The sequence below is a fragment of the Dictyobacter kobayashii genome (genome assembly GCF_003967555.1).
Taxonomy (GTDB): Bacteria; Chloroflexota; Ktedonobacteria; order Ktedonobacterales; family Ktedonobacteraceae; genus Dictyobacter; species Dictyobacter kobayashii.
The window spans coordinates 261,253-284,277 of sequence record NZ_BIFS01000002.1 but is presented as its reverse complement, the minus strand read 5'-3'; the positions used below and the strand labels follow the sequence as shown (position 1 = coordinate 284,277).

Here is a 23,025-nt window from a genome sequence, read left to right as displayed (position 1 = left end):
ATCAGGAATCTCTTTGGTATTTGTGGACAGCATGCTGTCGATACAAGCAGATGCAATGATGTATTTAGGCATTCGTTTCTGCCAGCAGTTGATCGCGTTTGGCGTCGAGTTGCTGCAAGAATTGTTGCGCGCTACTCTTCCCGGTCCAGGCAAGCTGTGCCTGCGCGGTCAGTTCGGTGGTCAACTCACTCGGGTAGATATTGTCAGGCCAGAAGATGATATCGGGTTCGAGAGCCCATTGTTGTAACTGTCGCTTGATGGGGTTTTTCGTGATCTGACCCATATCGACATCGACCACGTTGCTCAGGCTCGAACTGGTCTCTGCCTGGGTGGTCTGTTCTGGCTGGCTCATTAAAAACTTGACAAAGCGTACAGCCTCTTCCTTATGTTGAGAATACTGCGAAACGATGAGGCCATTGCCCGAGCCACCGATGCCGGTATTCTTGATTGAGACCTGGTTGCTGTAATCTGGGAGTTTATGTACCCCGAGATCGTTCCCCATAACCTGGCTCATGTCATCGATAGACCAGGGACCATTGATCATCATGGCGGCATGACCCTGATAGAGAAGCTGTTGGGCTTCCCCGGTTCCCATCGTTGGCGCGCCTGCGATGGTGTATTGTGCCAGTTGCTGCCACTTCTGGACCACTTCAAGCAGTTCTGGGGAGGCGAACTTGCGCTTGCCCGCAATAAGGTCCGCGATGCCAGCGTCTCCATTGACGACCTGAGCGATCCAATAATCCAGGCTAAATAAGCTATAGCCATTGTCAAAGAGCGCCAGCGGTGTGATGCCGGTGGACTGCACCTGCTTGAGCATGCGTAAGAAATCGTCAAAGCTGTGTGGCCAATCCGCGTCAGTCTTGATGCCAGCTTTGGCCAGTGCTTTCTTGCTGTAATAGATGGCGCTAATGCTATCTGTACTGCAGGGAACCCCATAGATGGTGCCCTGGCCTGCGGTGAAGCCCTCCGTCACCGCGTTCCAGCCGCGGATGCGCCCGCTTTCTTCCGGCGTGAAATAGTGATTGAGCGGTTCCAGATAGTGTTTGAACTGCATCAGGTAACTCCCGCTCCACAGTGTCATGACGTCCGGCCCCGTTCTGGCGATACTTGCGACTCGATAGGCGGTAAACATATCCGTAGAGCCGGGCATCACCTGCATATCGACTTTCACGCCGGGATTCTGGGCCTCAAAGCGCTGAATCGCTTTGTAGATATAGTACTGGTCCCTCGCTTTTGTTTTGTCGAGTGGATCGGTTGTCGCATAGGCGGTGTTCCAGAACCTGATATGTTTCTCGGCAGAAGGTGCGGCCTGCGTAATCGGCGTGCCTGTGGTGCAGGCAGATAGCAGGCTTGTTCCGCCAAGCGCGACGCCACTGAGACGGAGAAACGCACGGCGTGATAGATGGGTGGGAGACATCCATTTTACTCCTTTGTGTATTGTTCACTGACGATGTGAGAAGCACTACTCTCTCTCCCATGAAGTTCGAAGGTAAGCAGGTTGCCGCTGGTGAAACGTCTGGCATCCAGTACGGAGAAGTCCAGCGAGGCCGGCTCACCGAGAACATCACTGAGATCGAGCGAGGTTGTATTGTGGAGTAACAAGGTGCTGACGGCACGGGCAATGCCAGCATGTAAGGTGATACCATGACCATTTAAGCCAACCGCATGATAGAAATTGCTCAGACGGCTATCACGGGAAACGATTGGGAAGCCGTCCTCAGTGGTGCCATAGACACAGCACCAGCCGTTGAGGAACTGACTGTTCGGCAGATGCCAGTAGCGACGATACACCTGCTCAACCGCCGGAGGGTATGCAGCGTCATTGATGCGATGGACATAATCCGGATCAACCGTATAGCCTGATCTGGTCGTGTGGTGATGTTGACCGAAGAGGAGCGTTCCCCCAAGTTCTCCTCTGCACCAGACTCCCTCTCCCTGTACGGATTCCGGTACACTTGTCAGTGGTGCATTGTGCACCCCATCATCAAATGCGGTCGCGACGCAGACCTGGATGCGTTGCGGCGTGAGGGCAAGTTCGGAGCCAGCCAGTTCAGCGACCCGGGCGCCCCAGGGGCCAGCGGCATTGAGCACCGTGCCGACGTGCCAGAGACCACGCCGGGTGACCAGCGATGCGATGCTGTCCCCATGGGTCCGTATCTGGAGAACGGGTGTGTTCCGCTTGATCTCTACCTGCCCTGTTTCCACGGCCAACCGTTCGTACAGCGCTACCAGCTCATATGGATCGATGAAGCCTTGATTAGGATAGAATACGCCGCCTTTGACGCCATGGGGCTTGATCCACGGAAAGCGGCGCAGTAATGCGTCAGGTTCCAGATACTCCTGATGGTAGATACTGTCCGCTCCCCCGCCGAAGCGTTGATGGTAGGCATCCGGGGGAGGGGGAAAGACGCCAGGTTCATAGATCACGTTGAGCGAACCCCATGCGTTGAAGGTAAAATGGTGATCTCGGCGCAATTGTTGATAACGATGATACCCTACCAGCGTCAGGGCCGCGTAGAGCTCACCCATGTCATGCAAACAGACAACACCTGCGGACCCTCCGGTCGTACCGCTGGCGGGTTGCTGCTTATCAAAGACGACGATTCGCTTTGCCCCTTGTCGGGCCAGTTCGTATGCACAGCTCATACCGATGATACCACCACCGATAATGGCGATATCCGCTGTTTCATATTCCATGCTTGCCGTCCTTGCTCTCCGTGCCTGTGGTTGTGTCCACACATGACACAGCTATAGAGCTGGCCACTATGTATTCAGAAAATGCAAATAAATAGCTTACCTTGCATTGAGTGAATACTTTGTATACAAAAAAGACGATAAAAAACAACGATATCATCGAGTAAAGACCCGAGAAAGGATTGCTACTGGCAATAGTAAACTGAAGAACTCCTCTCTGTCAAGCGTGTTTGTTCGAGTTCAAAAACATCTGCCCATCAATTCTGGTTGACAAGCAGTCCAATTTTATCGTATGTTTGTATACAGAAATTGTCTCCTCCTCTTTGGGAGTGATTATTGGGAACAGGGGTGAACTATGTACGATCCATTAGGGCCGTTGAGTGTGCCGAAGGCGCCGGGGTATCGCGAAGCCGCTTTTCATGCGATCAAAGAGGCGATTCTTTCCGGGCAACTGAAATACGATCAACCATTGGTTGAAGAAGATATTGCGATCAGGTTGCAGGTGAGCCGGACACCTGTGCGTGAAGCGCTGGCTATTTTGCATCATGAGGGCTTGATTGCTCCTCGTAGTGGACGCGGTTTCTATGTCTGTCGTCTCACGCGTGAGGAGTTTGTAGATCTCTTTACCGCCAACGAGGTGATCGAGCCCTATCTGGTACGCCGCGCCGCGCTGCGCGCCACTGATGCCCAGATGCGCGATATGGAAGATGCCATTACCCTTGGCAAGCAGTCTGAGCAGCAGCAGGATATTGCTGGCATGCTCCGTTCCGGACGCGATTTCCATCGCGCCGTCGGTAGCGCCGCTGCCAATACTCCGCTGACGCGGTTTGTCGTTAGCAATGAAGAGCGCACCGATCTGTATCTGCTCAGCTGCGCACAGGTGCTCGATGTCTCACAGTTGAGCCAATCCAATCAGGAACACGAACGCATTTTTACGGCGATCGTGCAACGCGATCCCGAGACGGCTGCGCGGCTGGTCGTCTATCACTCACAATCTGTGCGCGAACGACTGGCTCCTTTTTTTACCGTCGATGAAGCACAGATGCTGGCAGAAAAAGGCTCGGATCTCTCTCAAAAATAATGCGTATTGCTTAGCGATAGGATACAGGGTATGACGACCAAAATCAGCATTATTGGCGCGGGCAGTGCTGTGTTCTCCCTCAGCATTATCCGTGACCTCTGCCTTACACCCAACCTGAAGGGGAGCACCGTCTGTTTTATGGATATTAGCCAGGAGCGCCTGGACGCGGCCTATCACCTCTGCTCGCGTTTCGCGACGGAGGTTGGCGCGACACTCCACCTGGAAAAAACGACCGATCGACTGGAGGCGCTCCAGGGGCCGATTTTGTCATCAATACCGCGCTGGTCGGAGGGCACGAAGGGTTGCGAGCTGGCTGGGATATTGCCAGAAAGCATGGCTATCGCTTCGGTGGGAGCCTGCATATCATGCACGATGAGCCGTTCTGGAACAATTTCTATCAACTGCAGCTCTTCGATTCCTTGATGGAGGATATTCTGGCCGTGTGTCCCGATGCCTGGTACGTGCAGTCAGCCAACCCGGTGATGGGGGGATTACCCATCTGGCGCGCACGTATCCCCAGGCCAAAATCGTTGGACTATGTCACGGATTCGGCGAGATTTATAGCATCGCGAAGATTTTAGGCCTGCAGGACCGTGAGCAACTGACCTTTGAGATCCCAGGCGTCAACCACTTTGTCTGGTTGACCAATGCGTATTACCAGGGCGAGCCGCTCTACCCACTGCTGGATCGCTGGATTGAAACCGAGTCCGAGCGCTACTGGGCCGAGGCACAGACGCATGGGAGTCTGCGCCCCAAGCAGATCGATCTGTACCGCCGTTTTGGCGTGTTGCCGATTGGTGATACCGGGAGCGAGGGTGGTGGTTCGTGGGGCTGGTGGTATCACACCGATGAGCAGACGCAGCGGCGCTGGCAGGAGGATCCCGAGGGTTGGTGGCGCGGCTACTTCCAGGCCACCGAAAGTGGCGTCGCCGAGATGAAGCGTATCAGCGAGGATACCAGCACGCGCGTCACCGAGCATTATCCGGCGGAGCACTCGCATGAAAGCATTATCCCCTTGATCGAGTCGCTGGCCTGTGACATTCCACGCGTCCTGATCGTCAATGTGCAGAACACGGGTGAATACGTGCCCGGTATTCCGCGTGACTTCGCCGTGGAGGTGCCTGCGCACGTGAGCAAGCGTGGCATCGATGCTATCCAGACCCACGCGTTGCCCGCTGGCCCGCTCAACTATGCGTTGCGCGATTGTGTCGCTCCCTGGAATCTGGAACTGGCAGCCTACAGCAGCCGCAGCAGACAGGCGCTGCTCGATGTGATTCTCATGGACCCCTGGACCACCTCGGAAAAGCAGGCGAGGGCATTGCTGGAGGAGATGCTGAATCTTCCTCAGCACACGGCGTTACGCGAGTATTATCAGTAGGACTAGCCAGTATACGAAAGGAATCTTTCATGGCAACGACAGCATCACGCTCCCAGCAGATCATCGAGCAGGCTCAGCGCTACATTCCGGGTGGGGTGAGCAGCGCCAACCGCCTGGTCGAGCCTAACCTTGTCTTTACCCGAGCGCAAGGCGCCTACCTTTTTGATGCCGAGGGCAGGCGCTATATCGACTACCATGCCGCCTTTGGGCCACCCTTGCTGGGCCACTGCCATCCTGAAGTCCAGCAGCGCGCCGCAGAAGCTATGGCGTCGATCGACGTTGTTGGCGTAGGGTCGAGCGAACTGGAGGCGCAACTGGCTCAGAAGATCTGCGAGCACATGCCCTCCGCTGAAAAGGTGCTCTTTTGTAATTCGGGGTCTGAAGCGACCTATGCGGCGCTGCGCCTGGCGCGGGCGGTAACGGGTCGTCAGAAGATTATCAAGTTTCAGGGTTGCTATCACGGCTGGCACGATGCCGTCTTAATGAACGTGATCAGCCCGGCGGACAAAGTCGGACAGCCTGATCCGCTCTCGGCCGGCATGCTGCCACAGGCGATCGAGAACACACTGGTGCTGCCTTTCAATGATCTGGCTGCCGTAGAGCAGGTCATGCAGGAGCAGGGATCAGAGATCGCGGCCATTATTCTCGAGCTCATTCCCCATAACATTGGTACCGTCCTTCCCCATCAGGAATTTGTGCAGGGCCTGCGCGACCTGACGAGCCAGCATCACGCCGTTTTGATCTTCGATGAGGTCGTCACCGGCTTTCGGCATGGACTTGGGGGCTACCAAAAAGCGCTCGGGGTGACGCCTGACCTGACCACGATGGCTAAAGCGATCGCTAATGGTTTTCCGCTCGCGGCCCTTGTCGGACGGGCGGACCTGCTCGATCACTGCAGGCCGGGTGGCGATGTCTTTTTCGCGGGCACCTTTAACGCTCATCCCGCCAGCGTGGCCGCCTCGCTGGCGACCATCGAGATTTTGGAGCGGCCCGATAGTTACCCTCATCTGTTTGATCTGGGAACACGGATGCGCGATGGGTTGACCGCCATGGTCCAGCGCCATGGTCTACGCGCGACCGTTGCCGGCTTTGGCTCGGTCTTTCTGCTGTACTTTATGGAGCCGCCGATCGAGAGCTACGAGGATCTACTGCGCAACGATGCCGAGACCTTTGTGACTTATCGACGCGCGTTGATCAAGCGCGGTATCTATGAATTGCCCGTCAATCTCAAACGCAATCATATCAGCCTGGCCCATACAGCTGCAGACATCGATGAATCGCTGGCCGCCGCCGATGCGGTCCTGACGTCGTTCTCATAGTGAAGCGTGAGAATGTTTATCGTGACATACTACAGGTGAAGGAGAGGAGTAAGCGTATGCGTGGTCTTCAAGGCAAAGGGGTGTTGATTACTGGTGGCAGCCGTGGTATCGGGCAGGCAACGGCCCGGCGTTTTCTCGAAGAGGGAGCGCGAGTCTTTATTTGCGGGTTGGAGCAGGACGAGGTGGAGCAGACAGTCCAGGCATTTGTATCCCTGGGCGAAATCTCTGGCATGGTTGGCGATGTCAGTATTGAGGAGCAGGCGCACCAGATCGTCGAGGAGGCTGAGCGCAGGCTCAATGGGATTGACATTTTGATCGATAACGCAGGGATCGCCTGGGAAGAGCCGTTTCTTGAGATTACCAGTGAGCACTGGGATAAGATTATCGCGGTCAATTTGCGCGGGATGTTTCTGATCGCACGTGAGGCGGCCAAGCGTATGGTCGCACGTGGCAATGGAGGTGCCATTGTTCTGATGTCGTCCAAAAATGGCCTGGCTGGCGAGGTGAAATATGCCCATTACAATGCATCTAAAGGGGCGGTGGTCATGCTGATGAAGACGATGGCATTGGAACTGGGTCCTCTTGGTATTCGTGTTAATGCGTTGTGTCCGGGCTATATTTTGACGCCACTGGCCGAATCGATCGACTCACCAGAGTTTATCGGGGCCTACGTCAACAATATCCCTCTGGGACGGCTTGGCCGGCCCGAGGATGTCGCGGCAGCTTACGCGTTCCTGGCATCGGATGACGCCGCATTTATGCACGGGACCGAGCTCCTGCTCGATGGAGGGCAACTCGCCCAATAGGTGTGAGACCTGTCCCGGTTTGCGATTACGCCGGGGCAGGTCCAACTCCTACGAGCGACTCAGGAGACTGGGCGCAATTTCGATGACACGTTGTGAAGGGGTTTGCCCGACAAGCAGCTGGTCAAGCATCGAGAACATGGCGTGCACAATATCTTCGGGATCGAACTCGATCACAGTCATGCCCCGCATGTGTTTGAAGAGCATCATGGAACTTTTATTGGCATGCGTGGCGATTTTGACATCCTCACCCACACGTATGCCCAGGGTCTGGAATGCCGCTAGTAGCCCATCTGTCATCATATCATCGGTGCTGACAATGCCATCAGGCTTGGGGAGCGCTGGATTGGTAAAGACCTGTAGCGCGAGCTGATAGCCCTGTTCCTGAAACGTCTGGAAGGGGAGCGACGATTGCGCGGCTGAGAGCTTGTAGATGCTTTGTATCAGATCCGGGTGGAAGGTCTGCCTATAGGTCTGCAGGAAGGAGGCAAACAGTCCGTCATAGGATGGTACTGCTACGTTCGAATCACCTTGCCAGAATGTTGTATTCCACAACCCAATCTGCTGACAGCCTTGCTCGGTTAAACATTTAACTCCTAGCCGGAGGACCTCAATCATATTTAAGCCAACCATCCAGTTCCCGCCTTCCGCGAAGGTGACACAGGGCACGCCCCGGCTCATAATGTGCTCATTGAACGCAGCTGGAAAACCAACTGCCAGCACTCCATGGATGCATTCCGTTTGAATGAGTCGCTCAATTTCTTCTGGCAATTGGGTGTCGTTGCCTGGCACACGCGAAATAAGGTGCATGGTGTAGTATTCGTCTTTGATCTGCGATCGCTGTTGCGTGACGGCCGCGAAATGGCCCCAGAGCATCCCCCAGAAAGGGGAGGCGCTGGTGCGTAACAACAGCGAGGTATCAAGGACGATACAAATAGATTTGCGATAAATTTTCTGTGAAACGAAGATGCCACGGCTCTGTTCCCGATACAGAATGTTTTGAGCCTCCAGGTCGTCCAGTGCTTCATACAGCGAGACGCGACTGGTCTGAAACATCTGACAGAGCTCGCGCACTGTTGGCAACTTGCTTCCCGGCCCGCGTTGATATGCCAGATCGCGTATCTGCGTATGCAGCATGCGTACTTTGGTTTCTGCTTGTGAAGAAGGTGTTGTCATCAGCTCTTATCGTTTTTTCTTTCGTTAAAAATCACGCCTGAGGCATAGTTGTTCTAGAACAAAGTATAGTAGCGAGGCTATCTCCTGTCAAGCTCTCTGTTTTTTGGACAAAAATATTAATATAAAGTCAGGTATTGACAAAAAAACAGAAACATTTTATTATTGTTCTAGAACAATAATAAAATGTTTTCGTTCCTTCGATGATATAAAGCCCGTAGGAGCGGCTCTAGAATGTTTGGCAATGATGGAGAATAGCCGGATGTTCTTGAACATTAGTGGTCTGCGTCATAATTGCGAAAGGAGGGCAGCGGAACTCCTATTCTGATTGGTACCTCCTACTCATAATTACAATGCTATCCATACGTCGGTATGTCATGTCCTCCTTCTGAAAGGTAAAACATGCTCATACTCTTCAATGTCCAACTACTTAATGAAGGATATGTTTGTGAAGATTGCGCGAACGGAGAACTGTGAATATATTCAGCCACTGGAGCATGTAGAGCTCACCGATATTGAGCCGATGCAGGAGAGCGCCCTGGTTGTCAGGGATGGGCTGGGACGGATCTATCTGCGCCAGCCTGCCATGACAGCTGTGCAGTTTGTCGTTTCAGGAGCACTGGGGCATCATCGGATTACCCTTGAAGGTCCCATGGGCATGGTACAGGATGAGCTGACCTTCCGTGTTGATTGCCAGACACGTATTGACGATCAGGATGGATTGTATCGCGAATTGCTGCAGATGCTGTACTACACCAAGGTAAAGGAGGGCGAATACATCACTTCGGTGCGGTATCTTGGGCGCATCTATCGCTGCTTTGTCGGGTGGTTGCGCGATGACGTACATGAAATGAAGGGCATGAAGTATTTTTCGAGCGTCCTGAAAGATTGTATCGACCTGTATCGCGACAGTCAGCGTGCTGATGGGATGATCTGGGACAACGTTACGTTGCGGGAACCAGAGCCCAATTACTGGGAGACGCGTTTTGCGCCAGGAGATTTCATTCGTATATTCGATGACGCCAGCGCCGAATTTAAACGTATCCCGGTTGAAAATGATGTTGAATATTTATTTGTGGAGGGATTGTATTTTACCTGGAAGGCGGTTTGTGACGATGTGTGGATGAAGACGTGTTTGCAGGCCGCGAAAAAAGCCCTGGATTACAGTATCGCTGATCCGTATCGCTGGTCAGAGAAATATCAACTGCTCAAACGCGGCTATACCATCGATACCTGGGACTTTCAAAGCCGGGTGGATAGTGTGGTTCATGGCGATGCGATGCTGGTGGATCCTGAACGCACGCATTTTGGCATTATGTTTGGTGACAATACCGGTTATGCGATGGCCTGTGATTACCTGGCAGAGATGCTGGAATATAGTGGTTCCTTAGAAGAGGCCCGCCGGTATCGCCAGCGTGGTCAGGGGATCCGTGAACGGCTTTTTCAACTCAGCTGGAATGGACGTTTCTTTACGCATCATGTTCCAGAACATCCGGAGCGCAAGCGTGACCTTGGTGTCGATGAGGCTGAACAGATCGCGCTCTCCAATGCATACTCGCTCAACCGCCGTCTACCACATACATTGTGTGTCTCGATTCTTCAGGCGTACCAGGATCTCAAAGAACATCTGCCAGAGGGATCGCCAGGAGAATGGTATACCATTTATCCCCGTTCGGGCATGGCTTTGGGGGACACAATGAGATGTGGCAGTACATGAACGGTGGTGTCACCCCCATTGTGGCTGGAGAACTGGCACACGGGGCTTTCCAGCATGGTTTTGAAGCCTATGCGGTCGATATTCTAGAGCGCCTGTATGCGCTGGGAAAGCAGTACGGGAGCATCTTCCATAGCGTCTATACCGGTGCGTTCCCCGCATCGCAGCGGCCTCACTTTCAGACGCTCGACATTTCTCAGCATGCCAATATCGACGTCAACGGTGCGGGGTCTGAAGGGGTCCCTGGCTGGATTGGGGAGGGTGATAACGATCTGCACGAAGTCCCGTATGGGTGGCAGGAAATGGCTGGCATTCCATTTGTCTTGCCGGACCCGCAAACGAATGGGCGTCGGGCTGCGATTGGGATCAGCAATCGGGCGGGATATGCCTCCTCGGTGAGGATTCCGGTCCAGAAGTCCGCAGAGACGATCTATTTCTTGCATACTGTCTCGCAGACAGAAGCGGACGGTGTCGCTGGTACGATTACCGTCCAGTACGAAGATGGCAGTATGTTTGCGCGGCACGTCGTGCGGGGATACAACGTGCAGGGGTGGTGGTTGCCGCAAGTCGGGGACCAGCGGGTAACGCATGTCGCGTGGCGGGGCAAGAATGCTCATTGCCTCAATGTCGGGCTGCTTGCTTATGGTCTGCAGAATCCATTTCCCGAAAAGTGTATCGATAGCATAACGCTGACCGCTGCGCAGGGAGCAGCGTTCTGGGGTGTACTGGGTATCACGCTCAGCGACCAGCCTGTATCTTTTCCGGTCTCTCCCATCTCCTACGGCATACCCGATGGCTGGGCGACCTCGGCTGTCATCTATGCGCTGATTGAGGGGCTGGCCGGCGTGGTCGATCAGGCGACCGGCTATAGCCATGTGGCTGTCTCTCCGCGCTGGAGCGCAGCAGGCGTACAGCAGGTTCATGCCACCGTCAGGTACCCGGCCTCCCATGGATACGTTGCCTATCACTATGCGCACGATATCGAGCAACACTGTATCACGATTGAGTTCACAGGCAGCGGTGAACGCTGTGATTTCCATGTGCTTCTGCCCAAAGGTGTTACCGCCATTACTTCTGTTACCGATGGGACAAAGCCAATCGCGTATGCGCAGGTAGAGATAGAACAATCAATCTATGCAGACTTTCATGCTGATCTCCATCCGCGCTGCCAGGTCAGCATTTCATATAGATAAATGGATCCCTTTCGTTTCTCGTACGCGGCTGTGCGTTTTTTCGGGAGGTCTATCATCACATGAATGGTGCACACTCCTCTTGTCTTCATATCTATTTTTATCTTACAGGATGGTAAGTAAAGGAGAACGTTATGTCCGACGAAACAAGCATTGGGCAAGATGTGCCATCGGTGGCACCTGTATCTCTGGCACCAGCACCAACCCTTACACGACGACAAATGCTTCGCAACCTCGCCGCCGGCGCGGTTGTGGGAGGGCTTGCGCTCACGGGTGGCGGTATTCTCACCGCCTGTGGAGGAAATACCGAGTCGACCTCCACGTCTCCTGTCACCTTAACGACTGGCGACTGGCCCTTTAAGCCGATTCCTGCGACCGCTAAGAAAGGCGATACCGATCCATACAACAAAGCCACTGTGGCAACGCTGCAGACGTGGTTGAGTAAAAATAAGAATGTCACGCTCAAGTATACAGCGATTGACATTTCAACATCGCAAAAATTAATCGCCGCGGTCGCGGCACGTACCGCGCCTGACTGGTATGCTGGCCTGGGTCCGGGGTCTACCGCTGCTCAAAACCACTTCGCGGGTACCCTTGGGTTGGCTGCAGAAACCACGGATATCCTGAAAAAATATAATGTGGACTCGTTACTTGCGGATTATGCCAAGCCGATCTGGAACGCGAAATGGAACCTGGATGGGAAGTTCTACGGCCTGCCTGGTGACCTGGTGAGTGCGGGTGCGGGACTCTTTTACCGCCGCGACCTGGCCAAACAAAAAGGGATCGCGGAGCCTAAGATGGGGTGGACGTGGGATGATTTTCGGACCTTTGCCAAAGCGATGGCGACCCCTGGGAAGCCCGCGATGGGAGCGCCGAAATATATGATTGGCTATCTCACCAATTCCAATATGTTGGATACCGCATCCCATGGAGGTATTCTGGGGAGTGTGCCTGTGCCAAACGGCAACTGGCATCAGCAAGTGAATCTCTCTCCCTGGCTGCAATCCTGGAAAGATCGCGTTGCGCTCTATCGCACCATGATCTTTGACGACAAATTGATTCGCCAGAATGCGACCGCCTATACCTGGGAGGGAGATGCTGTGGCACAGATGGCCAATGGAAGCTTCCCCATGGCACCTGGCTTCTCCAGCCTGCTCTCTATTGGTGGTTATGCTCCGGTGACCATTCCTGACATGCCGAAGAAGTACAACAAGCCGTTGGATGAGCTGATCGGCTATGTTCCATATCCGTATGGCTCCAATGGTGCGTTTAATTCATCGATCTGTCCCGATTATGGCGCGGTGCTCCTGAATCCCCATCTGAAGAATGGTGCGTTGGATAAGGCCGCCGACCTCTGGCTCTATATGTTCTTTGGGGATGGGTACGTTGACTCCAGGGCGATGCGCTACGATCTCACCAAAGATCCACACGTGGTCTACGATTACATTACGCCAGGCAATCGTTTCCAGAAAAATCCCAAAGTACCGGCGAATGTGACGGTAGAAAACGTCTTTGGTGCGAAGATTGTGGCCGACTATATGGCGTTGATCAATATTCCACTGGTGCCCTCGGATGGCCTGTATATCCCGGCTGATAAACAGGCTCCTCCCAGCGATGATTCTCATGATGACATGTTGCAGCAGCTCAGTTCAACCCAGCAAGATGTCGAGCCTATTCTCAAAAAATTCCAGGATATCTATAACCAGCAGGCGCGTTCACTCTCATCCAGTATCTCACCGGCGGAGTTTAAAGATGGGGCTACGAAATACTATGCCACGCTCAATAGCTTCTGGCAAAAGCATGCGCCGACTTTCTACTCAGGCGACTGGAGTACCTTTTACAATAGTGAAGTTCTTCCTGCTCTCAAATAGCTAACCGTGTTGTAATGCCGGCTCAGGGTGGGGAGGGCGATGGCCTCTCCATCCTGAGCCACCTGTTGTGTGTACACACAACCCTTAGAGGGAGCATGTTACTATGCCTAGCTCATCGACCGAGGTGCAAGCAGCAGAGGCTGCGGCCCCTGCCGCCAGCCTTTCACCGAAGCTGCGCCGACGCAGCCGTATCGAAACCTGGCTCTTTATCCTGGTTGCTCTCATTTTTCAACTGGCCTGGGGATGGTATCCATTGATCGCCGGACTCGCGATCAGTTTTACCGATGGACAGGTGATTCAACCGAGCCAGTATGTTGGCTTTGCGAACTATGTTCATATCTTCAGCGATCCGCTGGTTGGCAGTGCCTTTTATGTTACGTTTATCTATTCGATTATGTCTATCGCGCTGACCTTTTTCCTGCCGATTATCGCCTCTATCTTCCTGCTGGAGATGCCCAAGAAGGTGACCTATTGGATGATGTTCCTCTGGTTCTTACCGTTGAGCAACATCACGACCATCATGCTCTGGCGGTACTTCTACGATCGAGATTATGGGATCTTCCAATTTATTACGACCAGTATCCTACATTTGCCGCCACAGCTCTTTTTGGAGGATCCGAAACTCGTCTTATTCTGGCTGGTCTTACCGGGTGCGCTCTTCTTCAGCCCCGGCTTGTTGTACCTGGCCTCGCTGCAGAGTATTCCAACCTCGTACTACGAGGCCGCAGAGGTGGAGGGCGCCAGTTTCTGGCGCAAAATCTGGACCATATCGTTGCCGCGCATCAGGCCTGTCATCGCGTTAATGCTCTTGTTGAGCATCATTACCTCGCTGCAGACCTTTGATTCGCCCAAGATTCTGACGGAAGGTGGACCATCTGGCAGCAGCCGCACCGTCATGATCTATGTGTACGATCTGCTCAGTGGGTTACGCTATGCCGATGCATCGGCGCTGGCCTGCCTGCTTTTCCTGGTTACGCTGGTCTTTATCATCATTTCACGCCTGCTTGTCAAAGAAGATCCAGATGCCTGATGTCACGGGTCCTCCTCGACGAAGAGAGAACGGAGTAGATACATGGCTCTTTTTCCCGCGGTTGGACGCAAACAGCCGCATGTGCGTATTTCCTGGTGGCTGTTAATCGCGTTTCTTGTCCTGGGTATCTTTTTGCACCTGATCCCTTTTTACTTTATGCTGATCACCTCCTTTAAAACGGGATCCGAGACGCTGCAAACGCCGCCAACCCTGTGGCCAATCCATTTTGATATCAATGCCTGGAAGCTGGCCATTAATGTCGTCAATGGTGAACAACTGAGTAGCGGTGGACAGCAAAGCGCCAATTTCTTTACCTACTTTGGCAATTCTTTGCTGATGACGGGCCTGACCTTGCTCTTCTCGACACCCGTTACCGCGCTGGCTGCCTATGCCAACAGTAAATTGCAGCGTGGACCCGTTGCGCGCTGGACCTTCCTGTTTTTTATCGGTACGATGCTGTTGCCGGGGGCCGTCATGCTCGTTCCAACGTACCTGCTGATTCAACATTTTCCGTTTCCGTTTTCCTATGTGCCAGAGCTTCCGTCTGGTGATCCGTATCCATCCTTGCAATTAAACGATACGCTCTGGGCTGTGATCGTGCCTTCGGTCTTTAATGCCTATGGCTTTCTCTACTTCAAGGCATTCTTTGATACAATTCCGAACTCGATTTTACAGGCCGCTCGGGTGGATGGCGGGTCCGAATTGAATATTTTTCGGCGTATTGTCTTCCCTATGAGCATTCCGGTCTTTGCGGTCGTGATGTCCATGCAGTTTTCATCGATCTGGGATAGTTTCCTCTGGCCCTCCCTGGTCATTTCCAGTCCACAGAATCTTCCTATATCGGTGGCGGTCTATAAGCTTGTCAATGCATTTACCTCGACCGGAGCCACCAATGCGGAACAGGCTGCCAATACGACGACCAGCGCCGCCAGACTGGCGCAGCAGGGACTGAGCTGGAACGGCATCATGGTGTTGAGTATCCTGCAATCGCTCCCAATCTTTTTCATCTTCTTGATCAGCTTCCGCTACTTGCTCAAAGGTATTCGGATCAGGGGATTGAAATAAGGGCGTGGAACGCGGAAGAGAAGAAAGGAAGAGCGATGGTTACGGTTGCACTTGTTGATGTCGTGAAGCAGTATGACGCCATGGAAGAAGTGACACTGATCGGTTATAAACATGGCCCGGCGCTCAATCATGTGACACTGGAGATCGCCAGTGGTGAGACCCTGAGCGTGGTTGGCCCTTCAGGCTGTGGCAAGAGTACGCTGTTGAAGGTAGTAGCGGGCCTGGAGTATGCCAACGCGGGACATGTGTACTACGATAGCTATGACATGAGCGAGATCAAGCCGCAGGATCGTGGGGTGGGCATGGTGTTTCAGGATTATGCCCTCTACCCGACCATGAAGGGAAAGGGAAATCTGGCGTACTACTTTGAGCAGCACGATCGCTCAGAGCAAGACATGGAGGCCCGCGTCCAGCAGGTGGCCGATCGCCTGGGGGTTGATTTTCAGCTTCTGCTGGGTCGGCTGCCCGATACGCTTTCTGGCGGCGAAAAGCAGCGCGTGGCCATCGCACGCTGCATCGTGCGCGATCCGGTGGTGTTTTTGATGGATGAACCCATCGTCAACCTGGACGCCAAGAGACGCGAGAAGACGCGCATCGAGATCAAGAAGCTCCTGCGTCAGTTCTCGATTACCACGCTCTATGTGACCCACGATCAACAAGAGGCGATCTTTATGGGTGACCGCATCGCCGTGATGCGTAGCGGACACATTGAGCAGGTAGGTACCTTTGATGAGCTATACTATACGCCTGCGAACCTGTTTGTGGCCACCTTTATCGGCACGCCTCCGATCGCAATTGTTCCTGTGAACCTTGCTGGCATGGAGATTCGCAGTGGTGAAACTACCTGGCCGCTGCCTCCAATCCTGGCAGATTATCATCTGGCTGGCCCCGCTCGTCTGGGTGTGCGGCCAGCTGACTGGATACTGGGACGGGAGGACGGTATGGAACTGGAGATTCGCCATATTGAGCGCATCCCAACCGAACAGGCTGCTTTCATTCATGGGATGCTGCCGGGTGATATCCCTGTCACCGCCCTCGCGCCACTGGACATTCCCGACCGGCCGATGGTGAAGGTGACGCCGGATTGGGAACGTGTGATCCTGTTTGAACCCGAAGGGGAGCGGGTGCTACATACCCCTGGTGTTCCTGATCTGTTCGAATAAATGCCATTATGGTACGCATCCCGAGTATAGAGAGAGAAGGGGATGTCGACACAAAGGAGTGAAAAAGATGAGTACGATTGTCGCGCAGCATCTGGTGAAGCGCTTCAAAGAGAAGGCTGCCGTTGACGATATTAGTTTCGAAGTGCCTGAGGGCCAGATGCTTGTCCTGGTGGGGCCTTCAGGATGTGGAAAGACGACGACCCTGCGCATGCTGGCCGGGCTGGAGCCTGTGACAGGTGGAGAGATCCTTTTCGGTGAACGGGTAATGACCGAGATACGCCCCCGCGATCGTAATATCGCCATGGTTTTCCAGGACTATGCTATTTTCCCACATATGACGGTCTATGAAAATATCGCCTATGGTTTGCGCTCACGCCACGCGCCAGGATCACTAATCAAGCAGCGCGTGCCCGATGCGGCCCGCCTCTTTCATATCGATGCCTTTCTCAAAAGGAAGCCGCGCCAGTTAAGCGGTGGCGAACGCCAGCGTGTCGCGCTGGCACGAGCACTGGTACGTGATGCCACACTCTATCTCTACGATGAGCCTCTGGCGAATCTGGATGCGCAATTGCGTCTGCAGGCTCGCGAGGATATCCTGCTTCTGCACCGGCAAAAAGGGATGCCAAGCATCTATGTGACGCACGATCAATCCGAGGCGATGGCGCTGGGAGATACCATCGCCGTGATGCGTGATGGGCAGATTCAACAGATGGGGTCCGGTCAGGTCCTGTATGAGCGTCCGGTCAACGAGTTTGTGGCGTTTTTTATCGGCACACCCAGCATTAATTTCTTTGACGTCACCCTGCAGGCTGAAGGCGATGACATCTGGATGCGCGGTACCGCTTTGGATCTGCTTTTGCCTCGCGAACTCAGAGAAAAAGTAGAGGTCTATATAGGCAAGCAGGTCAAGCTGGGAATTCGGCCGGAGGATTATCATGTTCCGAAAAAGGCCCCTTTTGCCGTCGGCGAGGAAAACACTCTGCACGGTTTGGTGAATGTCATTGAGCCGACCTCCGTCGGCAGTACGGTCTATTGCAGTACCCTGGAAGAGGAGCCACAGGACTTCACCATTACGTTTAAGCTGCGGCTACCGGCCTCCTATATCGGAAAAGAGATTCCCCTGGCCGTCAATACGCGTAAGGTGCACCTTTTTGACAAAGAGACGGGGGCGTCCCTGCTCTATGGAGCGCGCACACCGGCTGCGGTGAGCGAGAATGTGGGGTAAAAATGGCTGCATTTGAAGAAGGTATCGTATACGAAGAGGAGCAGCGCAATCCCGTCTGGAGCAGTTTTACGCTGGCGAAGGAGCATATTGAGGCGCTGGTCGTGATCAATCTTGTCTGGTCTCTTACGTTACTGCCGGTCCTGGCTGCACTGGGATTGGGCGCATGGCCGCTCTGGCTGCGCTTGTTTTGTCTCTTCATCGGCATTACCGCCATGGCTGCCTCATCTGGCTGCGTCTTTTGCCTGGTGGCGAAGGTGTGTGAGGACGACCCTTTGACGTGGAGCCTGCTGAGACAGACGATGCGGGAGAATGCCCTCAACAGCGTTCGTCGCCTTGCCCCTCTCTACGGAGTGTTTGGTCCAGGGCTGCTCGTACTGGCCCTTGCCTCTTCCTTGCATCAGCCGCTGCTGGAGATCCTGGTGCAGTTTGTCCTGCTCTGGCTGCTGTTCTGTTCACTGTACTGGGGGCCGCTGTTTGCCGATCGTTCTGATGCCCCGTCCTGGCGCATCTTGCGAGTTTCGCTGCGCCTCGCCTGGCGCTATCCCGCGCAATCGTTGCGCACCGGGGTCGTTGTCCTGATTTTGTTGCTCTTTGGGGCCGTTTCCCTGGTGGGCATCCTCTTGATTGTGCCTGTGCTGGTTGCCCTCCTACAAACCTATCAATATCGGCAACTGGTTGCTCGCCAGCGGGGACACATTGCGATGCTTCACTGAAAACAATGAGAAAGAATGTGGATGCTATGAATGGATTAGAAGTACAGGGCCTGGTCAAGCGGTACCAGAATACCCTGGTGGTCGATGATATCAGCTTTCATGTTGCCGAGGGGGAATTTTTTGTGTTGCTGGGTCCATCAGGTGGTGGAAAGACCACAATTTTACGTTTGATCAGCGGATTGGAAACGCCTGATGCCGGGCATGTTTTTATCAATCAGCAGGACGTTACCAACGCGTCTCCCCGCCAGCGCAATCTCGGGATGGTGTTTCAGGACTACGGCATCTATCCTAACATGAACGTGTTCGATAATATCGCATATGGGCTGCAGGCGCGTAAAATGGCTCGCGTCGAAATCGAAAAACGCATCAGTACGGTCGCCGAGAAACTGGGTCTGCGCCCTTTTCTGACAAAGACGGCAATCGACCTTTCCGGTGGTGAACAACAGCGTGTGGCGTTGGCACGCGCCATGGTCAAAGATGCCGATGCGTATCTGTTTGATGAGCCATTGGCCAATCTGGACCCCAAACTGCGCTATCGCGCGCGCCGTGATATTCAGGCGCTTCATCAGCAGAAGCGGAAGCCAAGTATTTATGTCACCCATGACCAGAGTGAAGCGTTTGCCATGGCTGATCGCATTGCTGTTATCGCTCGGGGCCATCTGCAGCAAGTAGGGACGCCAGATGAGATTCTGCACCATCCCGCCAATCTGTTTATGGCTCGCTTTATCGGTACCCCGCCGATGAACGTGCTGGAGGGACGATGTATCCATGGCGATGACGGCTACCAGGTTGAGGTGGCCGATCTGCATTTGTCGTTAGATCCCAGGTGGAACCAGGTCGTGCAGCAGAACGTTGCTTCTGTGATGGTGGGGCTTGCGCCAACAGCTTTTATTCCTGAATGGGAGCTGGTTGACTATCCTCAGGTTACTGTTCACCGGGGCGTGGTCGAAGACATCGAACCGTTAGTCGGAGAAAATCTTCTGACCGTGCGCCTGGTCGATGGCAACCATCTGCGTATGCTGTATGAGGATAGCGGTGCTGCTCTGCCTGCCATCGACCAGGTATTCGCCTTTGGTGTGGATGAAGAGCGCATCTGCCTTTTTGATATCTCTACTGAGGAAGCGTTGTCCCCTCAGTCCTGGTAGCTAGCAGGAGGAGTTGTATCTATGAACAGGCTTGTATCTTCAGATGTGCATCCAGCGCTGGTACAGGCTCCACTGGCTCTGCACAAGCTTCTGCGTGGGTTTGAGCAATTCAGTACCTTGCTCGCGTTTATGCTTGGACCCACGAAGGGATCGGTCTTGTATGCTCGTAGCAGGTTGGAGCCGGAGGTGTTACAGGATTCGGCGACGGTTGCGACTCGTGTCATCGCGCTTCCCGAGAGAGCAGAAAATATTGGGGCCATGATGGTACGTTCAATGGCTATGGGGATCCATGAGCGTTATGGGGATGGCGCCGCCACTGGTGCGGTGCTGGCGGTCGCGGCCCTGCGCGAAGCGGTCAAGCGTATTACCGCTGGAGCCAATCCTGATGAACTCAAGCGCGGCATGGAACTGGGATTATCCCTGGCTCGGGCGGCTTTGCTTGCTCAAGCTCAGCTATCTACCGGGCAGGATGACTTGACCAGTATTGCCACGAATGTCACCAACGACGCGGCCCTCGGGGCTCTGCTTGGTGAAGCGGTTGATGTCTTAGGTGATCAGGCCTCCCTGGCCATTGAAGAGTCCTATACACCGTATCTGGATCGCGAATATGTGAGCGGCGGCCAATGGGACGTTCATGTGGCGGATCCCTATTTTCTACCCGAGCAGAAGGCTGGCATTGACCTGCACCAGCCGTTGATCATGATCGTGGACGAGGTTGTTAGCCGACTTGATCAGGTCCAATCCGCCCTGGAACTGGCGGTACAGCATCCAGATAAACCGCCCCTGGTGATTGTAGCGAATGGTATTGAACAGGATGCCCTGAAGACCCTGCTTCTCAATCATACTCGCGGTATTCTGACGGTTGCGCCCGCGATCATTACCTCTGGCCTGACTGGAATCGATCTGGCTGATATGGCCGTGCTGGTAGGCGCGCAAGTGCTCAACACGGACCAGGGTTGCTCTCCACGCCATATGCGGTTGGAATACTTTGGACGCGCGCGCAAGGCGACGTTAACGCGTAATGGCCTGGTTATTGTTGCGGGCCAGGGCGATCCCGTAACGCTCAGGCAGCGTCTCGTTGGTATTCGTAGCCGGTTGCAGCAGCTTGACCACGCGGACAAGGAGCGGGCGACTCTGAAGATGCGTCAGGCCCGGCTGACGGGAGGCATCGGCGTCATCAAAGTGGGTGCGTATAGCGAGCACGAGCGCGAGCGCAAAAAAGAAAGCATTGAAAAAGCGTTGTTGGTGTTGGAAGCGGTCCAGATGTACGGTACTGTTCCCGGAGGAGGGATCGCATATCTGGCCTGTCTCCCATCTTTGCAGACTGCCATGCACGGGTCGCTGTGCGAGGATGTGCGCGGTGGTTTGGCGGTTGTCGCCGGGGCGCTAGAGGCGCCCTTTCTCCAACTGGTCAAAAATTATGGCTTGCAGTCTCCATTGGTCGCGTTAGGGGAAGTCCAGCGCCACGGTGGTGATTATGGCTTTGACGCATTGCGAGGCAAATATGTGTGCATGCGGGAATGCGGCATCATCGATAGCACGTATGTGATCTGTGGTGTGCTGGAAGCAGCGATCAATACGGCGATGATGGCGATGACGACGGATACCATCGTGCATACCATGTGAAGAGCGAGAGAAAGATGAAGGAGGAGATGATGCTAGCTGCTCAACGACGACGGCATGAACAATTTTTGCTTCCTATCGAATTAGAGGTGCCTGTGCTGGCTCTGGCCTGTACCCCGGACGACGTATGGGCCGGTGGCAGTGGCGGTGTGGCTCATTGGAGAGTGGACACGCAATGGCGGCCATGTAGTGGTAGCCCGCCCTTAACCGGCATCACGACCCTTGCCGTCTGTGGTGATCGTTTGCTTGCCGGAGGAGTTGAAGGAGTTGCCTATTCGTATAACGGTGGGCAGAGCTGGTTTCGCGGTGCCATGCAGGAAGGCCTGGCCTCGGTGACGAGCCTGGTAGCCTCACCAGATTTTCTTTATGATCATGTCGCACTCCTTGGAACTTTGGAAAGTGGTATCCTCAGAAGCGATGATGGGGGATCCTCATGGCGCAGCTCTCAATTTGGATTGCAGAGCTTTGAGATTACCGCGTTGTTCTGGGCTGATCGCGAGATTGTGCTGGCTGCCACACCCGATGGTCTGTATCGGTCACCAAACGCGGGGCGAGCCTGGAAAGCCGTCCCGGACCTGAGTGATCTTTCCATTGTTGCCCTGGCTCGTTCTTCCAACATGGACCTGCTCGCCGCTGGAGAGCAAGGAGCACTGTATCTTTCGCACGACAACGGACGACACTGGGATCGGTGCCAGGACGTACCGGAGGGAGTGCAGCCGGTGGCGCTCGACATCACCGATCAGGATACGTTGCTGCTTGGTTGCGCCAGAAACGGCCTTCTGCGCCGGGATCATGTGTCACAATCCTGGTCACAGGTCTTGCCGGTTGTTCCCCTGGTTTTTGCTCACCAGGATGGCCGAATCTATAGTGGTACCAGTACTGGCCTCTGGGTGAGTACCGATGATGGCCAAAGCTGGCAAGCGCTGCCCTATCCTCCTCTCTATGACCTGCACCAGCTTGTAATGCATAAAACAAGACTGCTGGGAATAGGCACGCAGACCGGGATGTTGCGTTATGACCCTGGGCATGGCTGGTGCCCGGTCCTGCAAGGGGCGCCAATCATCGAGACTGCCAGTATCTCCGAGCGAGATGTGTTGTGTGCCGCGACCACACAGGGTCTCTATCGTTCAGACGATGGGGGCGTAGACTGGCAGATGGTTGGAGGAAGCGCGCCTCTTCAGATGACGAAGATGAGTGTGTGCGCTGATGGGTTTGGCCTCGGGATGAGTATGAACCCGCCCTGCCTCCTGCGTACCTGTGATGCCGGTCAGCAGTGGCAGCAACTTCCCTCCCCCTTTGGAATTCTCCCTGTTGTCGCGCTGGTTGCCGAGGCAACGCTGGCTATCGCAGTGACCTATGATCCCCGGCTGTACCGCGCGCGCATCTGGCACTCTCTGGGTCGGGGCGATACCTGGGCCGCTGGTTTAGAGATCTCGACGACCTGGGCCACCATTGCTATGTGTCAGCAACCATTGATGCTGGTAATCGGCAATACACTCTTGCGCCATGAAGGATGGGGGCAGTGGCAACGGGTGCACTTTGCAGGTGAGGAAGAGGCCCTTGATGAGGTACGCAAAGTGCTCGCAATCGATGACCATCTCTTGTTTCTCACGACGAAAGGACTTTTTCTGGTGTCGCTGGATGCTCATACCTGCATGTGCGTCAGAAAGCATACGCATGATATGCAAATGATTGATATCGTATGCATCGGCCAGCAGTGTTATGGCTTATTGGCAGGAGGTGATGTGATCAGCATGCTCTGATACACGTGCCCAGGGAGTGCATACAGCAGTAGGTTAAAAATCCTGCTCCAGGTTTTCGTATGGCGCCAGATGACT

The 23,025-nt window shown here is 54.3% G+C and carries 19 protein-coding genes and 1 pseudogene; 17 read left to right on the top strand and 3 right to left on the bottom strand.

The genetic code is table 11. The features are described from left to right. Positions 1–64 precede the first annotated feature (64 nt). Both EL645_RS28025 and EL645_RS28020 read right to left on the bottom strand, forming a co-directional pair. Positions 65–1,417, bottom strand: coding sequence for an ABC transporter substrate-binding protein (locus EL645_RS28025; protein ID WP_126554773.1), 1,353 nt, complete (start codon positions 1,415–1,417; stop codon positions 65–67). Between the two features lie 5 nt (positions 1,418–1,422). Then, positions 1,423–2,697 carry an NAD(P)/FAD-dependent oxidoreductase gene (locus tag EL645_RS28020; RefSeq protein ID WP_126554772.1) on the bottom strand — a complete coding sequence of 425 codons (1,275 nt, stop codon included), beginning with the start codon at positions 2,695–2,697 and terminating at the stop codon, positions 1,423–1,425. A gap of 352 nt (positions 2,698–3,049) precedes the next feature. On the opposite strand from EL645_RS28020, the gene EL645_RS28015 reads away from it, so the two are divergent. From EL645_RS28015 to EL645_RS27990, 6 genes and pseudogenes are all read left to right on the top strand, one after another. After that, complete coding sequence (locus EL645_RS28015; protein WP_126554770.1) at positions 3,050–3,775, top strand: GntR family transcriptional regulator; 726 nt, start codon at positions 3,050–3,052, stop codon at positions 3,773–3,775. A gap of 30 nt (positions 3,776–3,805) precedes the next feature. Continuing rightward, positions 3,806–4,018, top strand: a pseudogene (locus EL645_RS45870) (family 4 glycosyl hydrolase); the annotation flags it as partial. A gap of 59 nt (positions 4,019–4,077) precedes the next feature. Then, a complete protein-coding gene (locus tag EL645_RS45865; RefSeq protein ID WP_371865774.1) occupies positions 4,078–4,356 on the top strand; it encodes a hypothetical protein in 279 nt (92 codons plus the stop codon). Beyond that, positions 4,266–5,153 carry a family 4 glycosyl hydrolase gene (locus tag EL645_RS28000; RefSeq protein ID WP_371865828.1) on the top strand — a complete coding sequence of 296 codons (888 nt, stop codon included), beginning with the start codon at positions 4,266–4,268 and terminating at the stop codon, positions 5,151–5,153. Before EL645_RS45865 ends, EL645_RS28000 begins: the two co-directional genes overlap by 91 nt. 29 nt (positions 5,154–5,182) lie before the next feature. Continuing rightward, positions 5,183–6,472 carry an aspartate aminotransferase family protein gene (locus EL645_RS27995; protein WP_126554765.1) on the top strand — a complete coding sequence of 430 codons (1,290 nt, stop codon included), beginning with the start codon at positions 5,183–5,185 and terminating at the stop codon, positions 6,470–6,472. 56 nt (positions 6,473–6,528) lie between these two features. Continuing rightward, complete coding sequence (locus EL645_RS27990; RefSeq protein WP_126554763.1) at positions 6,529–7,278, top strand: SDR family NAD(P)-dependent oxidoreductase; 750 nt, start codon at positions 6,529–6,531, stop codon at positions 7,276–7,278. A 48-nt stretch (positions 7,279–7,326) separates the two neighbouring features. Here the strand turns inward: EL645_RS27990 and EL645_RS27985 are convergent, their stop codons facing one another. After that, positions 7,327–8,451, bottom strand: coding sequence for a GntR family transcriptional regulator (locus EL645_RS27985; protein ID WP_126554761.1), 1,125 nt, complete (start codon positions 8,449–8,451; stop codon positions 7,327–7,329). Positions 8,452–8,896: 445 nt separating this feature from the next. Between EL645_RS27985 and EL645_RS27980 the strand changes: the two genes are divergently transcribed. The 11 genes from EL645_RS27980 to EL645_RS27930 all read left to right on the top strand — a co-directional run bounded on the left by EL645_RS27980 (position 8,897) and on the right by EL645_RS27930 (position 22,950). Further along, positions 8,897–10,165: a glucosidase family protein gene (locus tag EL645_RS27980; RefSeq protein WP_126554759.1), complete on the top strand. Its 1,269-nt coding sequence runs from the start codon at positions 8,897–8,899 to the stop codon at positions 10,163–10,165. After that, complete coding sequence (locus tag EL645_RS27975) at positions 10,150–11,355, top strand: hypothetical protein (RefSeq protein WP_136625307.1); 1,206 nt, start codon at positions 10,150–10,152, stop codon at positions 11,353–11,355. The genes EL645_RS27980 and EL645_RS27975 overlap by 16 nt, the downstream gene beginning before the upstream one ends. 131 nt (positions 11,356–11,486) lie before the next feature. Further along, a complete protein-coding gene (locus EL645_RS27970; protein ID WP_126554755.1) occupies positions 11,487–13,223 on the top strand; it encodes an ABC transporter substrate-binding protein in 1,737 nt (578 codons plus the stop codon). Between the two features lie 103 nt (positions 13,224–13,326). Next, positions 13,327–14,253, top strand: a complete 927-nt coding sequence (locus EL645_RS27965) for a carbohydrate ABC transporter permease (protein ID WP_126554753.1) — start codon at positions 13,327–13,329, stop codon at positions 14,251–14,253. A 42-nt stretch (positions 14,254–14,295) separates the two neighbouring features. Next, positions 14,296–15,318 (top strand): carbohydrate ABC transporter permease, encoded by a 1,023-nt coding sequence (locus tag EL645_RS27960; protein WP_126554751.1) that lies wholly within the window; start codon positions 14,296–14,298, stop codon positions 15,316–15,318. Between the two features lie 35 nt (positions 15,319–15,353). After that, positions 15,354–16,481 (top strand): ABC transporter ATP-binding protein, encoded by a 1,128-nt coding sequence (locus EL645_RS27955; protein ID WP_126554749.1) that lies wholly within the window; start codon positions 15,354–15,356, stop codon positions 16,479–16,481. Positions 16,482–16,548: 67 nt separating this feature from the next. After that, complete coding sequence (locus EL645_RS27950; protein WP_126554747.1) at positions 16,549–17,706, top strand: ABC transporter ATP-binding protein; 1,158 nt, start codon at positions 16,549–16,551, stop codon at positions 17,704–17,706. 2 nt (positions 17,707–17,708) lie between these two features. Continuing rightward, positions 17,709–18,419, top strand: coding sequence for a hypothetical protein (locus EL645_RS27945; protein WP_126554745.1), 711 nt, complete (start codon positions 17,709–17,711; stop codon positions 18,417–18,419). 26 nt (positions 18,420–18,445) lie between these two features. Continuing rightward, positions 18,446–19,564 (top strand): ABC transporter ATP-binding protein, encoded by a 1,119-nt coding sequence (locus EL645_RS27940; protein ID WP_161977760.1) that lies wholly within the window; start codon positions 18,446–18,448, stop codon positions 19,562–19,564. 21 nt (positions 19,565–19,585) lie between these two features. Next, entirely contained in the window at positions 19,586–21,190 is a 1,605-nt protein-coding gene (locus EL645_RS27935; RefSeq protein ID WP_126554741.1) for a TCP-1/cpn60 chaperonin family protein, read from the top strand. A gap of 14 nt (positions 21,191–21,204) precedes the next feature. After that, positions 21,205–22,950 carry a WD40/YVTN/BNR-like repeat-containing protein gene (locus tag EL645_RS27930; protein ID WP_126554739.1) on the top strand — a complete coding sequence of 582 codons (1,746 nt, stop codon included), beginning with the start codon at positions 21,205–21,207 and terminating at the stop codon, positions 22,948–22,950. The last annotated feature ends 75 nt before the right edge of the window (positions 22,951–23,025 follow it).

Bases quoted from the DNA above. Each gene is read 5' to 3' on its own strand.
- EL645_RS27960 (WP_126554751.1), top strand. From the start codon at position 14,296: ATGGCTCTTTTTCCCGCGGTTGGACGCAAACAGCCGCATGTGCGTATT.
- EL645_RS27945 (WP_126554745.1), top strand. From the start codon at position 17,709: ATGGCTGCATTTGAAGAAGGTATCGTATACGAAGAGGAGCAGCGCAAT.
- EL645_RS27940 (WP_161977760.1), top strand. From the start codon at position 18,446: ATGAATGGATTAGAAGTACAGGGCCTGGTCAAGCGGTACCAGAATACC.
- EL645_RS27950 (WP_126554747.1), top strand. From the start codon at position 16,549: ATGAGTACGATTGTCGCGCAGCATCTGGTGAAGCGCTTCAAAGAGAAG.
- EL645_RS27970 (WP_126554755.1), top strand. From the start codon at position 11,487: ATGTCCGACGAAACAAGCATTGGGCAAGATGTGCCATCGGTGGCACCT.
- EL645_RS27965 (WP_126554753.1), top strand. From the start codon at position 13,327: ATGCCTAGCTCATCGACCGAGGTGCAAGCAGCAGAGGCTGCGGCCCCT.
- EL645_RS27990 (WP_126554763.1), top strand. From the start codon at position 6,529: ATGCGTGGTCTTCAAGGCAAAGGGGTGTTGATTACTGGTGGCAGCCGT.
- EL645_RS28025 (WP_126554773.1), bottom strand. From the start codon at position 1,417: ATGTCTCCCACCCATCTATCACGCCGTGCGTTTCTCCGTCTCAGTGGC.
- EL645_RS28015 (WP_126554770.1), top strand. From the start codon at position 3,050: ATGTACGATCCATTAGGGCCGTTGAGTGTGCCGAAGGCGCCGGGGTAT.
- EL645_RS27930 (WP_126554739.1), top strand. From the start codon at position 21,205: ATGAAGGAGGAGATGATGCTAGCTGCTCAACGACGACGGCATGAACAA.
- EL645_RS28020 (WP_126554772.1), bottom strand. From the start codon at position 2,697: ATGGAATATGAAACAGCGGATATCGCCATTATCGGTGGTGGTATCATC.
- EL645_RS27975 (WP_136625307.1), top strand. From the start codon at position 10,150: ATGTGGCAGTACATGAACGGTGGTGTCACCCCCATTGTGGCTGGAGAA.
- EL645_RS27985 (WP_126554761.1), bottom strand. From the start codon at position 8,451: ATGACAACACCTTCTTCACAAGCAGAAACCAAAGTACGCATGCTGCAT.
- EL645_RS27955 (WP_126554749.1), top strand. From the start codon at position 15,354: ATGGTTACGGTTGCACTTGTTGATGTCGTGAAGCAGTATGACGCCATG.
- EL645_RS27935 (WP_126554741.1), top strand. From the start codon at position 19,586: ATGAACAGGCTTGTATCTTCAGATGTGCATCCAGCGCTGGTACAGGCT.
- EL645_RS27995 (WP_126554765.1), top strand. From the start codon at position 5,183: ATGGCAACGACAGCATCACGCTCCCAGCAGATCATCGAGCAGGCTCAG.